Annotated in this window: 12 protein-coding genes and 1 tRNA gene; 3 read left to right on the top strand and 10 right to left on the bottom strand. The window is 68.2% G+C overall.

The annotated features are described in order from the left end of the window. Window positions 1-225: 225 nt before the first annotated feature. The gene (locus tag ACPCXD_RS22680) at window positions 226-423 is read right to left on the bottom strand and encodes a hypothetical protein (protein ID WP_423661185.1); all 198 of its coding nucleotides are present in this window, start codon (window positions 421-423) and stop codon (window positions 226-228) included. Between the two features lie 9 nt (window positions 424-432). Here ACPCXD_RS22680 and ACPCXD_RS22675 point away from each other — a divergent pair, with 9 nt between their 5' ends. Continuing rightward, entirely contained in the window at window positions 433-678 is a 246-nt protein-coding gene (locus tag ACPCXD_RS22675; RefSeq protein ID WP_172414997.1) for a hypothetical protein, read from the top strand. Window positions 679-688: 10 nt separating this feature from the next. Here the strand turns inward: ACPCXD_RS22675 and ACPCXD_RS22670 are convergent. Together ACPCXD_RS22670 and ACPCXD_RS22665 are read right to left on the bottom strand one after the other, a co-directional pair. Further along, a tRNA-Thr gene (locus ACPCXD_RS22670) sits at window positions 689-764 on the bottom strand. Window positions 765-826: 62 nt separating this feature from the next. Beyond that, entirely contained in the window at window positions 827-2,014 is a 1,188-nt protein-coding gene (locus ACPCXD_RS22665; protein WP_016693256.1) for a DNA polymerase III subunit delta', read from the bottom strand. Between the two features lie 91 nt (window positions 2,015-2,105). Here ACPCXD_RS22665 and ACPCXD_RS22660 point away from each other — a divergent pair, with 91 nt between their 5' ends. After that, window positions 2,106-2,498, top strand: a complete 393-nt coding sequence (locus tag ACPCXD_RS22660) for a VOC family protein (RefSeq protein ID WP_026061367.1) — start codon at window positions 2,106-2,108, stop codon at window positions 2,496-2,498. On the opposite strand, the gene ACPCXD_RS22655 is transcribed toward ACPCXD_RS22660, so the two are convergent. From ACPCXD_RS22655 to ACPCXD_RS22640, 4 genes are all read right to left on the bottom strand, one after another. Beyond that, window positions 2,435-3,169, bottom strand: coding sequence for a helix-turn-helix domain-containing protein (locus ACPCXD_RS22655; RefSeq protein ID WP_423661184.1), 735 nt, complete (start codon window positions 3,167-3,169; stop codon window positions 2,435-2,437). The genes ACPCXD_RS22660 and ACPCXD_RS22655 overlap by 64 nt on opposite strands. Window positions 3,170-3,204: 35 nt before the next feature. Then, entirely contained in the window at window positions 3,205-6,171 is a 2,967-nt protein-coding gene (gene topA, locus ACPCXD_RS22650; RefSeq protein WP_423661183.1) for a type I DNA topoisomerase, read from the bottom strand. 93 nt (window positions 6,172-6,264) lie between these two features. Further along, window positions 6,265-6,870, bottom strand: coding sequence for a hypothetical protein (locus ACPCXD_RS22645; protein WP_088898782.1), 606 nt, complete (start codon window positions 6,868-6,870; stop codon window positions 6,265-6,267). A 163-nt stretch (window positions 6,871-7,033) separates the two neighbouring features. Then, a complete protein-coding gene (locus ACPCXD_RS22640) occupies window positions 7,034-7,237 on the bottom strand; it encodes a cold-shock protein (RefSeq protein WP_003935252.1) in 204 nt (67 codons plus the stop codon). 434 nt (window positions 7,238-7,671) lie between these two features. Between ACPCXD_RS22640 and sftH the strand changes: the two genes are divergently transcribed. Beyond that, window positions 7,672-10,020, top strand: a complete 2,349-nt coding sequence (sftH, locus tag ACPCXD_RS22635) for a DNA 3'-5' helicase SftH (RefSeq protein WP_088898783.1) — start codon at window positions 7,672-7,674, stop codon at window positions 10,018-10,020. A 7-nt stretch (window positions 10,021-10,027) separates the two neighbouring features. On the opposite strand, the gene ACPCXD_RS22630 is transcribed toward sftH, so the two are convergent. The 3 genes from ACPCXD_RS22630 to ACPCXD_RS22620 are packed head-to-tail and all read right to left on the bottom strand — an operon-like array spanning window position 10,028 to window position 13,615. Then, complete coding sequence (locus ACPCXD_RS22630; protein WP_423661182.1) at window positions 10,028-11,740, bottom strand: ABC transporter ATP-binding protein; 1,713 nt, start codon at window positions 11,738-11,740, stop codon at window positions 10,028-10,030. Between the two features lie 4 nt (window positions 11,741-11,744). After that, complete coding sequence (locus ACPCXD_RS22625; RefSeq protein ID WP_088898784.1) at window positions 11,745-12,692, bottom strand: ABC transporter permease; 948 nt, start codon at window positions 12,690-12,692, stop codon at window positions 11,745-11,747. Continuing rightward, complete coding sequence (locus ACPCXD_RS22620; RefSeq protein ID WP_016693248.1) at window positions 12,692-13,615, bottom strand: ABC transporter permease; 924 nt, start codon at window positions 13,613-13,615, stop codon at window positions 12,692-12,694. The genes ACPCXD_RS22625 and ACPCXD_RS22620 overlap by 1 nt, the downstream gene beginning before the upstream one ends. Window positions 13,616-13,618 lie beyond the last annotated feature (3 nt).

Here is a 13,618-nt window from a genome sequence, read left to right as displayed (position 1 = left end):
CGAGGGCCTTCCGGCTCTCGGGCACGGCTCCAAACCTTACCAGAAGGTTTCGAACCAGTGAAATCTGCAGGCGCCTTCGTCCAACCTCGTTGTCCCGTTCCTCTCGGCCCGGGTCGGTGTCCGTGTCGCTCTGACCTGGAATAAGTTACGCGAACATCTCCCAGAACACCAAATCGCCAGGTCAGAGTGGGTTTATCGGCTCATGCAGCGTCGTTGTGAGGGTGTTCAGGGGACCCAGTACTTGGCAGCGAGATGCTGGACGATCGGATCGTCCTCCTCGGCCTGCTCCAGTATCGCGAGATCGCTGCGGAGATCCATGAGGCGAGGGTCGTCCCCTTCCGCGTCGCCGATCGGCCGGCCCCCGTCCTCGGCGCGCTGCCGCAGGATCTTCTCCCGAACCCGGTCCTTCAACGACTCAGCCATGAGAGAAGCATGCTGCGCGGTGACCGGGTTGTCGAGGATTTCGACGCCGTGTCCGAGACCGCCGTCGTGCGCGTCGATAGTCGCGGTCGCTTCGCGTCAACGGTCCTTGTCCCGGAAGACCCGGACGGCCATGGGCAGAACCACGGCGAGAGCGCCGATGATCAGGACCAAGGAGAACAGTTCCATCAACATGTCTCCATCATCCGCGCGAATCGCACAGCGCGCAGAAACGTCGAAGGCCCCGCACCGGGGTGAGGGGCCTTCGTGGAGCTGCCTGTCGGAATCGAACCGACGACCTTTTCATTACGAGTGAAATGCTCTACCGACTGAGCTAAGGCAGCGAGCCTTTCGGCGTCCGAAGTCTAGCGGACTACCCCCACCCCGACGCAAACCGGCACTTCGGCTACCGGAACGCCGAGCTCAACCGGGCTGCGAGCGCCGCGAGGGCGAAGCGGGGTTTGACGTTCTGGGCGAGCGCCTCCCGGCAGTCGAGGATGGCCTCGATGCATTCGAGCAGCGACTCCGGCCGGGTCCTCGATGCGAGGTCGGCCGCACGATCCGACATGTCCGGATGGTTGAGCGTGACCTGCGATCCGAAGGCGTGCACCAGTGCATCCCGGTACAGACCGGCGAGATCGATCAGGGCTCGGTCCATGATGTCGCGCTCGGTTCGCGTCTTCCGCGACTTCTGGGTGCGTTCGAGTTCCTTGAGGACCCCGGCCGAACCGCGAAGCGCACCCGCGGCACCCTTGCCGGTACCGCCGGCACCGAGAGCGGTCTTCAGCTCCTCGGTCTCACGCTCATCGCGCTCCGCACTGATCTCCTTAGCCTCGGTCTCGGCGCTGCGGCCGAGGTCATCGGCTGCGGAGTAGGTGGTGGCGGGGCGCAGGACCGCGCCGGCGACAGCGAGCGCACGTGCCCGGTTGTCGCGGGCGCCCTCGTCGGTGGCCAACCGTCGGGCCCGGCCGACGTGGCCTGCGCTGACGGATGCGGCCCACTGCGCCGTCTTCGGATCGATGCCGTCGGTGGCCTCCAGGACGCGCGCGATTGCATCGGCGCTGGGAGTGACCAACCCGATGTGACGGCAGCGCGAGCGCAGCGTCACCGAGATGTCCTCGGGATCGACCGACGGCGCGCACAGGAGGAAGACCGTTCGCTGCGGCGGTTCCTCGACCACCTTCAGCAACGCGTTCGCGGCGCCTTCGGTGAGACGGTCGGCGTCCTCGATCACCACGACCTGCCATCGGCCCGTGCTGGGACGCCGCGACGCGACCTGCACGATGTCGCGCATCGACTTGACGCTGATCGTCAGCCCCTCGGGCACGACCCGCCGTACGTCGCCGTGGGTGCCGGCCATCGTGGTGGTGCAGGCGTGGCATCGCCCGCAGCCGGGAGTCTCCTCGTCGGTGCACTGCAGGGCGGCGGCGAAACACAGCGCCGCGACCGAGCGACCGGACCCGGGAGGACCGGTGAACAGCCACGAGTGCGTCATCGCCGATCCGGTGTCGCCCCGACGGGCAGCTACTGCGGCCGCGACGAGTTCGGTCTCGACATCACGTTGACCGACGAGACGATCGAAGACCCCGGGCATGCGCTCAGCCTAACGACCGGGTCCGACGGGTCCGGATCACGTGTCCGAAACGTTCAAGACGGCCACACGTGCTCGGTCCTACCGTCGGGCCATGACCATTCATTTCTCCGCTGTGGGGCTCGTCGTCGCCGATCTCGATCGGTCCTTCGCGTGCTATCGAGTGCTCGGCCTCGACCTGCCCACCGACGCACCCGAGGTACCGCACTTCGAGGTCACTCTCCCCGGTGGTCTGCGCCTGATGTGGGACACCGTCGAGTCCGTCCGCAGCTTCGATCCGGAGTTCGAGCCGTCGTCCGGAGGCGGGACGGCGCTCGCCTTCGACTGTGGCTCCCCCGACGCGGTCGACGAGACACTTGCGGCGTTGATCGAGGCCGGGTGCACGTCGACGAAGGCACCCTGGGACGCATTCTGGGGACAGCGCTACGCGAGCGCGATGGATCCGGACGGCCACAGCCTCGACCTGTTCGCCGCGCTCCCGGGATGACTCCGGACGAGCTCACCGAGGGTGACACCCGACAGCGCACGAACGTCCCGGGCCAGATGCGCCTGGTCGCTGTACCCGCAGTCGGCCGCGACACGGGCGAAGTCGTCGCCGGCCCGGGCACGCGCGACCGCCCGACGGAAGCGCAGTACCCGCGACAACGTCTTCGGTCCGTATCCGTAGGCCCGGGCCGAGCGACGCCGCAGTGTCCTGTCGCTCCAGCCGAGGATCGCGGCGACTTCCGGGACGGCCGCGCCGGAGGCCAGCGCCCGCGCGAGGTCGGCCATCGGATCGTGTTCGTCGACCGCGCCTCGGACGGCGTCGACCAGCGCAGCGACGGGATCGTCCTCGGCTCGAACCGCGAGGAGACGCACACGACGTGACGGCCACAGATCGTCGAGCGGAACCCGTCGATCGGTCAGCTCGCTCGCGTCGACGCCGAAGAACCGCGGCCCCAGGCCGGGTTCGAACCGGACGGCCGTCAGCGGTCGATCCGCCGCCAGATCGGAGAACTGGGACGTCGTGTCCGGGCCGGCGACGAGGAAGCCGTCGGCGTGCCGGATGAGGTCCATGCATCCGTCCGGCAGCACGTGGGTTCCGCCCACGCGGGCACCGGACGGCTCGGACCGCCACAGTGTGACGCCGGGGATCCCCGACGGCAGTTCGCGGTACACACCGTGAGGTTATCCGCGTACGCCGACGGGAACCGTCAGTCCGTCGTCTTCTTCGCGGCGGTCTTCTTCGTCGTCTTCTTCGCCGCCGTCTTCTTGGCGGTGGTCTTCTTGGCGGCCGTCTTCTTCGCTGCCGTCTTCTTCGCGGTCTTCTTGGCCGGACCACGCGCCCGACGGTCGGCGAGCAGTTCGGACGCCCGCTCGTCGGTGATGGACTCGACCTCGTCGCCCTTGCGCAGGCTCGCGTTCGTCTCACCGTCGGTGACGTACGGACCGAACCGGCCGTCCTTGATCACCATCTGCTTGCCGCTGACCGGGTCGGTGCCCAGCTCGCGCAGCGGCGGCGTGGCGGCGGCCTGCCGGCCGCGGCGCTTCGGCTCGGCGTAGATCTTCAGCGCTTCCTCGAGGGTGACGGTGAAGATCTGTTCCTCGTTCGCGAGCGACCGCGAGTCGGTGCCCTTCTTCAGGTACGGACCATAGCGGCCGTTCTGAGCGGTGATCTCGTCGCCGGACTCCGGATCGACACCCACCACGCGCGGCAGCGACAGCAGTTTCAGGGCGTCGTCCAGGGTGACCGTGGACAGGTCCATCGTCTTGAACAGCGAACCCGTGCGCGGCTTCGGGCCGGTCTTCTTCGCGGCCTTCTTGGCGGGAGCCTTCTTCGCCGTCTTCTTGGCGACGGCCTTCTTGGTGGCGGTCTTCGTGCCGCCGTCTCCCTCCGAGCCGAGTTCCTCGACGGGGATGGGCGTGACGTCCGGCTCCGGTTCGGGCTCGGGTGTCGGATCGGGGATCAGCTCGGTCACGTAGGGACCGAAGCGACCCTCCCGCGCGACGATCTCGTAGCCGGTCGACGGATCGACACCGAGGACACGTCCCTCCTGCGGCGTCGAGAAGAGCTTCTCGGCGTACTCGAGGGTGAGCTCGTCCGGCGGCAGGTCATCGGGCAGGTTCGCGCGCTGCGAGGTCGGCTCGGCGTCGGGGTTGTCGGGGTCGGTGACCATCCGTTCGAGGTACGGACCGAAGCGGCCCACGCGCACGTGGATCTCGCGACCCTCGGAGTCGTCGAACAGGCGGATGGAGTTGATCTCGCGGGCGTCGATGTCCTCGAGGTTCTCCCCCACCAGCTTCTTCAGACCACCCTTGCGGGCGACCGACTCCTCGTGACCGTCGTCGCTGCCGAAGTAGAACCGCGTCAGCCAGTCGGTGCGCTGCCGGTGACCCGAGGCGATCTCGTCGAGATCGTCCTCCATCCCGGCCGTGAAGTCGTAGTCGACGAGCTGGGCGAAGTGCGCCTCGAGCAGGCCGATGACGGCGAACGCCACCCACGATGGGACGAGCGCACTGCCGCGCTTGTAGACGTAGCCGCGGTCGAGGATGGTCTTGATGATCGACGCGTAGGTCGAGGGGCGACCGATCCCGAGCTCTTCGAGCGTCTTGATCAGGCTCGCCTCGGTGTACCGGGCGGGCGGGTTGGTGGAGTGACCGTCCGGATCGAGCTTCGTCGCGGTGACCGACGCGCCCTCGGACAGGTTCGGCAGGCGCGACTCCGCGTCGTCCGACTGACCGCCGGCCTCCTCGTCGACGCTCTCGACGTACGCCTTGAGGAAGCCCGGGAACGTGATGGTGCGGCCCGACGACGAGAAGGTGCACTCCTCGCCGGTGCCCGCGGTGCCGGTGATGCGCAGCGTCAGCGTCGTGCCCCGCGCGTCGGCCATCTGGGAGGCGACGGTGCGCTGCCAGATGAGCTCGTAGAGCTTGAACTCGTCGCCGTCGAGGCGCGCGTGCAGCTCACCCGGGGTCGCGAAGACGTCGCCGGCGGGACGGATCGCCTCGTGTGCTTCCTGCGCGTTCTTGACCTTGCGGGTGTACTGGCGCGGCGTCGGATGGACGAACTCGGCGCCGTACAGCTGAGTGGCCTGTGCGCGGGCCGCCGCGATCGCCGACTCGGACAGCGTCGTCGAGTCGGTACGCATGTAGGTGATGTAGCCGTTCTCGTACAGACGCTGCGCGGTGCGCATCGTGCGCTCGGACGAGAACCGCAGCTTGCGGCCCGCCTCCTGCTGCAGCGTCGACGTCATGAACGGCGCGTAGGGCTTGCGGGTGTACGGCTTGCTCTCGGCCGACGACACCGTCAGCGCGACACCGGCGAGTGCCTCTGCGAGGCGGCGGGCACGGTCCTCGTCGAGGACGACGACACCGTTCGACTTCAGGTTCCCGTCGGGCCCGAAGTCGCGGCCCGAGGCGACGCGGGAACCGTCGACGTTGACCAGGCGGGCACCGAACGAACGGGGGCTCGCGTCGGCACCGGCGTCCATCGTGGCCGCGATGTCCCAGTACTCGGCGGACTTGAACGCCATGCGCTCGCGTTCGCGCTGCACGATCACGCGGGTCGCCACCGACTGCACACGACCCGCCGACAGACGGGGCATGACCTTCTTCCACAGCACGGGGCTGACCTCGTAGCCGTAGAGACGGTCGAGGATGCGGCGGGTCTCCTGCGCATCGACCAGGTCGTTGTCGAGGTCGCGGGTGTTCTCGGCGGCCGCGCGGATGGCGGGCTCGGTGATCTCGTGGAAGACCATGCGCCGGACCGGCACCTTGGGCTTCAGGGTCTCGAGCAGGTGCCAGGCGATGGCCTCGCCCTCGCGGTCGGGGTCGGTGGCGAGGTAGAGCTCGTCGGCGTCCTTGAGCAGGCTCTTCAGCTCCGAGACCTTGGTCTTCTTGTCGGCGCTGACGACGTAGAGCGGTTCGAAGTCGTGATCGACGTCGACACCGAGGCGCGCCCACGACTCGCCCTTGTACTTGGCGGGGACGTCCGCGGCGCCGCGCGGCAGGTCGCGGATGTGACCGACCGATGCCTCGACGACGTAGTCGCGGCCGAGGTAGGGGGCGATCTTCCTCGCCTTGGTCGGGGACTCGACGATCACGAGCCGACGCGTGCCCGACGAACCGCCCGCAGTGCTCTTCTCCCGTGCTGCCACCGTGCCGCCCGCACCTTCCCTCATTGCCGACATGTCGCCTTGTTCGAAGACATGTATACCGACCCGTTCCCCAGACGCGGCCACACACAGGGTCGCACATCCTCGGGGAACGGCTCTTCACAAGTGATGATCACCCGGTTCCACATGCGGCCAGATCCGGCGTGCCGCGTCGGCGTCCGGAGGTGCACCGATGTTCTCGACGAGCCTCGTCAGACGCCTCCGGCCGGAGATCCTCAACCCCGGCCCACCGGTGCCGTGCGTACCGATCAGGGTCGGTGCGATGCCGGCGCGCATGAGCGCCTGCGCCAGGGTCGCATGGGTGTCGGGAGCCGTCGGGTCCAGACCGAGAACATACTGTGCTCCCTCGACCTCCATGCGACCGGACGCGAGGAACCACGCCCGCTGGGCCCGCGAGGACGGGACCCAGCCGGTCGGAACCATCTTGCCGTCGTCGCTGCTCCACTGGGTCGCGAGCGGGACGAGAGCGGCGTCGGCGGACGTGCTGACGGTGAACAGCTCGCCGTCGGCGACGATCTCCGCCCCGATTCCCGTGTCGGTCACGAGCTGCGCGATCGCGCGGGCGCGCCACTCGGCGTCGACCTCCACGGTCAGCACCGCGCCGTCGTCGGTGAGCCGCGCACGTCCGTGTGCCGCGAGCAGGCCGCTCAGGTCGGCCAGGGCCGGCGGCATCGTGTCGGCCCCGAAGAAGGACAGTTGACTCACGGGTCCTCCTCTCCCGGCTCCGTGAGCGCGACGGGGCGGCGAGGTCGCACGACCGGTTCGCGCACACGTCCCGGAAAATGCATCGTCCCCCATCACCTGAGGCGACGGGGGACGATCGGGCGAGGTGGTTGACCTTGCCCGGTTGCTCGCTCGAGCGGGTGGATCAGAGTGCGCGCACGCCGGTGGCCTGCGGGCCCTTGGTGCCCTGACCGACCTCGAACTCGACTCGCTGGTTCTCCTCGAGGGTGCGGAAGCCGGAACCCTGGATCTCGGAGTAGTGAACGAACACGTCGGCGGAGCCGTCCTCAGGAGCGATGAAGCCGAAGCCCTTCTCCGCGTTGAACCACTTCACAGTGCCCTGTGCCATGCTTTTCCTTCTCTTTCTAACACCGGATTCGACGAACCGCCGGGTACGCGATCCGCCAGGTCCCGGTTCCGACCGCTGTACTTCTCGAGTCCCCCGTTGGAAGAGCTAAAGCACCGCGCTCGCAACCATCGATCCTGCGAGCGTGCACTTTTCCAAGTCTACGAACACAGAAGCTGCGACCGGGTGTCAGTCAACCACGTTCTGGGCACGCGCAACAGTAGGAATGGGCACAAACGTGCCAATTCCCTGATCTTGTTCATGTCTCGGTAGCATTACCCACGGGTAGCTGTTGCTGCCATGTTACGGGAGTCCACTGCGGCCCCACTCGTCCCGGACCCGGGTCTCCCGCATCCGACACGGCCTCCCCGTATCCGGCACACTTCTATCCACAGACGTTTCCGACAGACACCTCGTCCCACCCAGCGGAGTACTGCGTGACCGGCTCGCCCTTCCTCCACAGCGGCGACGCCACCGCCCCCACCTACGGTCGCGAGCTGCTCGACCGTCTCCTCGCCGGAACCCCGACGGGCGAGTCACCGCTGACCCACGTCGCGGAGATCCCGGCCCGGCCCGCCCACCACAGCGACTGGCCGCAATGGGCGCACGAGGAGGTCGTCCGGGCCTTCCGCGCACAGGGTGTCGAGCGTCCCTGGCACCACCAGGCGAGCGCCGCCGACATCGCGGCCGGCGGGGAGAACGTGGTGGTGTCCACCGGAACCGCATCGGGCAAGTCGATCGCCTACCAACTGCCCGTCCTGAGCGCGCTCGCCGACGACCCGCACGCCACCGCCCTGTACCTGTCGCCCACCAAGGCCCTCGGCGCCGACCAGCTGCGCGCGGTCACCGAACTGACCTCCGACATCGACGCGTTGTCGTCCGTGTGCGCGTGCGCCTACGACGGCGACACCTCCACCGAGATCCGCCAGTGGACGCGCCGGCACTCGCGCTGGATCTTCACCAATCCCGACATGCTGCACCTGTCACTGCTGCCCGCCCACGCGCGATGGGCCCGGCTGTGGCGGCGCCTGCGGTACGTCGTCGTCGACGAATGCCACTCCTATCGAGGCGTGTTCGGCTCGCACGTCGCACTGATCCTGCGTCGGCTCCGGCGCGTGGCCCGCCGGTACGGCGCCGACCCCGTCTTCGTCCTCGCCTCCGCGACGACCGCCGAACCGGGGGCAGCGGCGTCCCGCCTCATCGGGGCACCCTGCCGCGAGGTCACCGAGGACGGTTCACCGCACGGCCCCCGCACGGTCGCGATGTGGGAACCGCCCCTGCTGCGCGAACTCACGGGTGAACACGGCGCACCGGTGCGACGGGCCGCCGGCACCGAGGCCGCGCGTCTTCTCGCCGACCTCGTCGTCGAAGGTGCCCGCACCCTGGCGTTCGTGCGGTCGCGTCACGGCGCCGAGCTCACGGCCATGGGTGCACGCCGGCTTCTCGCCGAGGCGGCACCCGATCTCGTCGACCGGGTGGCGGCCTACCGGGCGGGCTACCTCGCCGAGGATCGGCGCGATCTCGAGGCCGCTCTGTCCGACGGTCGTCTGCTCGGCGTCGCCAGCACCAACGCCCTCGAACTGGGAGTGGACATCGCCGGTCTGGACGCGGTGATCGTCGCCGGATTCCCGGGCACGGTCGCGTCCTTCCGTCAGCAGGGCGGTCGCGCGGGTCGCCGCGGGCAGGGTTCGCTCGTCGTGCTGGTCGCCCGGGACGATCCGCTCGACACCTACCTCGTGCACCATCCGGAGGCACTGCTCGACCGGCCGGTCGAGGCGACGGTCACCGACCCGAACAATCCGTACGTGCTCGGACCCCAACTCCTCTGCGCCGCATCGGAACTACCGCTCAGCGACGCCGAGGTCGAGGAGTTCGGCGCGCTCGACGTCCTCACGGCCCTCGCGGAGCAGGGACTGATCCGGCGCCGGCCGCACGGCTGGTTCGTCACCCCGGGAACGCAACCGCACGGCGAGGTCGAGATCCGCGGCGGGATCGGCCACCAGGTCTCGATCGTGGAGGGCGACACCGGTCGCATGCTCGGCACCGTCGACGCCGCCCGCGCGCCCGCGACCGTCCATCCCGGAGCGGTGCACCTGCACCAGGGCGAAACCTTCGTCGTCGACGAGTTGTATCTCGAGGACGGCATCGCCCTCGTGCACGCCGAGGACCCGGAATGGTCGACGAGTGCACGCGAGATCACCGACATCTGCTGCGTCTCCGTCGACGAACACCGCGAGTTCGGGCCCGTCACGGTCGCGTCCGTGGGCGTCGAGGTGACGCACCGGGTGGTCGGCTATCTGCGCCGACTGCCGTCCGGGGAGGTGCTCGACCAGATCCCGCTCGACATGCCGGAGCACACGCTCGACACCCGCGCGGTGATGTACACGATCGACCCCGACCTGCTCGACCGGATCGGCGTGACCCCCGATCGCGTGCCCGGCGCACTCCACGCCGCCGAGCACGCCGCGATCGGTCTGCTCCCCCTGCTCGCGACGTGCGATCGCGGCGACATCGGCGGTGTCTCCACCGATCTGCACCCCGACACCGGGCTGCCCACCGTCTTCGTCTACGACGGACAGCCCGGCGGTGCCGGATTCGCCGAACGCGGATACCACCGGATCACCAAGTGGCTCACCGCGACCCGCGATGCGGTCGCGGCCTGTGAGTGCGCCGCCGGATGCCCCTCGTGCGTGTACTCCCCCAAGTGCGGGAACGGCAACGATCCGCTCGACAAGGCCGGGGCGGTCGCCGTCCTCGATGCCGTCCTCGCTGCGATCGGAGGATGACGCCGGCTCAGGCCACCGGCGCGACGCCGGCCTCGGCCCGTTCGGCGGCCAGCAGCGCGGCACGCTCCTCGCGCCGCCGCGCCTGCTCGGCCGGATCCGGGACGGGAACGGCCGCCAGCAGCCGCTTGGTGTACGGATCGGACGGCGAGCGCAGGATGCGATCGGTCCGGTCGAACTCGACGAGTTTGCCGGCGCGCATCACGGCGATGCGACGGGCGAGCACCTCGACGACGGCCAGATCGTGGCTGATGAACAGGCACGCGAAGCCGTACTCACGTTGCAGTTCCCGGAACAGCTCGAGCACCTTGGCTTGCACCGACACGTCCAGCGCAGAGGTGGGTTCGTCCGCGATCAGCAGTGTCGGTTCGAGCGCGAGTGCCCGCGCGATGCCCACCCGCTGACGCTGTCCGCCGGAGAGCTGGTGCGGATAGCGGTTGCGCATGTCGCGGGACAGATGCACCTGATCGAGGAGTTCTTCGACCTTCTTGTCCCGCTGCGTCCGGTCCATCTCGGTGTGCAGCAGCATCGGCTCAGCGATGGACTGCCCGATCGGCCACCGCGGATTGAGCGACGAACCCGGATCCTGGAAGACGATGCCGATGTTGCGGCGCACGGGACGCAGGTCGCGCGCCGACATGTTCGTGATGTCGACACCGCCGACGGACAACGAACCCGAGTGCAATCCGACAAGGCCGACCGCGGCCTTGCCGATGGTCGACTTACCCGAGCCCGACTCGCCGACGAGTCCGACGACCTCGCCCGGTTCGATGTCGAGACCGACCCCGTCCACGGCGCGGAAGCCGCTGTTGCGTCGGGCACCGGGGTACTCGATCACCGCGTCGACGAGCCGGAGCGCGTGCTGCACGTCCGGAGTGTCGTCGGCACCCGTCTCACCGGCGCGCGAGCCGAGGTGAGGCACCGAGGCGAGCAGTTCGCGGGTGTAGGCGTGCTCCGGCGTGCCGAAGATCCGCTCCGACGTCCCCTGCTCGACGATCGCGCCGTTGCGCATGACGATGATGCGGTCGGCCATGTCGGCGACGACACCCATGTCGTGCGTGATGAGCACGATCGCCGCGTCCACCCGCTCGCGCAGGTCGCGCATGAGCTGCAGGATCTCCGCCTGCACCGTCACGTCGAGGGCCGTGGTGGGTTCGTCGGCGATGAGCACCGACGGCTCCGAGGCCAGCGCCTGCGCGATCATCGCGCGCTGACGCTGACCGCCGGAGAGCTGGTGCGGGTAGTAGCCGACGCGCTTCTCGGGCTCGGGCATGTCGACGAGACGCAGCAGCTCGATCACGCGCTCCTTCGCCTCGGTCTTCGTCACGTCGGCGTGCGCGCGGATGGCCTCGGTGATCTGCCACCCGATCGTGTAGACGGGATTGAGAGCCGTCATCGGCTCCTGGAAGATCACGGCGATGTCCTTGCCGCGCACCGAGTTCAGCTCGCGTTCCGTCAGGCCGGCGAGCTCGCGTCCACCGAGGGCGATGCTGCCGTCGACCCTGCTGTTGTCGGCGAGCAGACCCGGTACTGCCATGGCGGTCGTGGACTTGCCCGAACCGGATTCGCCGACGATCGCCACGATCTCTCCGCGTGCCACCTCGAACGAGACGTCGCGCACGGCGGTCCGCCAGGTCCGGTCCACCTCGAAATCGATGGTCAGACCGGAGACCTGCAGGATCGGGGCACCGGGGGTGGTCTTCTCACGCATATCGAGACTCATTGCGTCAGCTCCGTTTCGGGTCGAGCGCATCGCGCAACGCATCACCCATGAGAATGAAGGCCAGCACCGTGACCGACAGGAAGCCTGCCGGGAACAGCACCAGATGCGGCGAGGTGGAGAGATAGTTCTGGCCCAGATTGATCTGCAGACCCCAGGACATGGCCGGCATCTGCAGGCCGATACCGAGATACGACAGCGCTGCCTCGGCCGCGATGAACGTACCGACGGCCACGGTGGCGTAGACCAGTACCGGGGTCAGGGCGTTCGGGAGGATGTGCCGGACGAGGATGCGGAAGGTCGACGCGCCGAGCACCTGCGCCGCCTGGACGTACTCGCTGCCCTTGACGGCGATGACCGACGACCGCACCAGACGCATCGCGGTCATCCAGCCGAAGGCGATCAGCGCCATCGCGACCGTCAGGGCCGTCCTCTCGCTGGTCACGGTCAGCAGCACGAGCGCGCCGAGCAGGAGCGGGATGCCGAAGAAGACATCGGTGAACCGCGCCAGCACACTGTCGAGGATTCCTCCGAAATATCCTGCCAGCGAACCGATCAGGATGCCGATGACCAGCACGCCGATGACTGCCAGCAGACCGATGGACAGCGACACGCGGGCGCCGTAGACGACGTTGGCGTAGTAGTCACAACCCTGCAGATCGGTTCCGAACCAGTGCTGTGCGCTCGGCGGGAGGCGGGTGTCCGACAGGTCGCAGGCCCGCGGATCGATCCCGCGGGCGAACACCTGCGGCACCACCGCCATCGCGACGAGGACGATGGTGATGACAGCTCCGAACCAGAAGAACGCGCTGCGGCGCAGCTTCTTCCACGCGTTGCCCCACAGACTCGCCTGGCCGACGAGTTCGACGGCCTCACCGGTCACGACATTTCCCGGCTCGCCTTCCTGCACGGCGTGCTGGCGGGCGGCCTCGGCGTTATTGGAATCCATCACCACTACTCGTATCTGATCCGTGGGTCGAGGAAGGCGTACAGCACGTCCACGACGAGATTGAAGAAGATGTAGAAGAAGACCATCAGCGTGACGATGCCGACGACCACTGCACCTTCCTGGTTCTGCACAGCGTCGAAGATGGCGCGGCCGAGCCCGGGAATGTTGAACACCGACTCGGTGATGATCGCGCCGCCGAGCAACGCGCCGATGTCGGCACCGATGAACGTCACGACCGGGATGAGGCTGTTGCGCAAGGCATGCCGGGTCACGATGCGGCTGTATCCGACGCCCTTGGAACGGGCGGTGCGGATGTAGTCGGCCGCCATCGACTCCGAGACCGCGGTGCGCGTCAGTCGCGCCACGTAGGCCATCGACAGGGATGCGAGCACCAGGCCGGGCAACAGGTAGCTGTACCAGCCGTCGTTGATACCGGCGATCGGGAACAGACCCAGCTTGTATCCCAGGACGTACTGCGAGACGAAGCCGAGGACGAACACCGGGATCGAGACGAGCAGCGTCGACGAGACGAGCACGAGGTTGTCGAAGAAGGAATTGCGGCGCAGCGCTGCGAGCACACCGGCCGTGACACCGATGAGAATCTCGAAGACCACGGCCACCGCGGTCAGCTGGATGGTGACCGGCAAGCGCTGCGAGATGGTGTCCAGCACCGGCCTACCGGAGAAGTCGGATCCGAAGTCGCCCTGGAACAGTCCACCGACGTACTTGATGTACTGGACGAAGAACGGATCGTCCAGGTTGTACTGGGCGCGGAGCTGCGCCACGACAGCGGGAGCGAGCGGGCGATCGCCCGCCAGCGCGCGAATGGGATCGCCCGGAAGGGCGTAGACCATCGCGAAGATGAGGAACGAGGCGCCGATCAGGACCGGAACGGTCAGCAGCAATCGGCGCGTGATGAAGCGACCCACTGG

This window comes from Rhodococcus sp. AB351 (assembly GCF_049538275.1).
GTDB lineage: Bacteria > Actinomycetota > Actinomycetes > Mycobacteriales > Mycobacteriaceae > Rhodococcus.
Note: the sequence above shows the minus strand (reverse complement) of the source record. Positions and strands in the feature narration are given on the sequence as shown.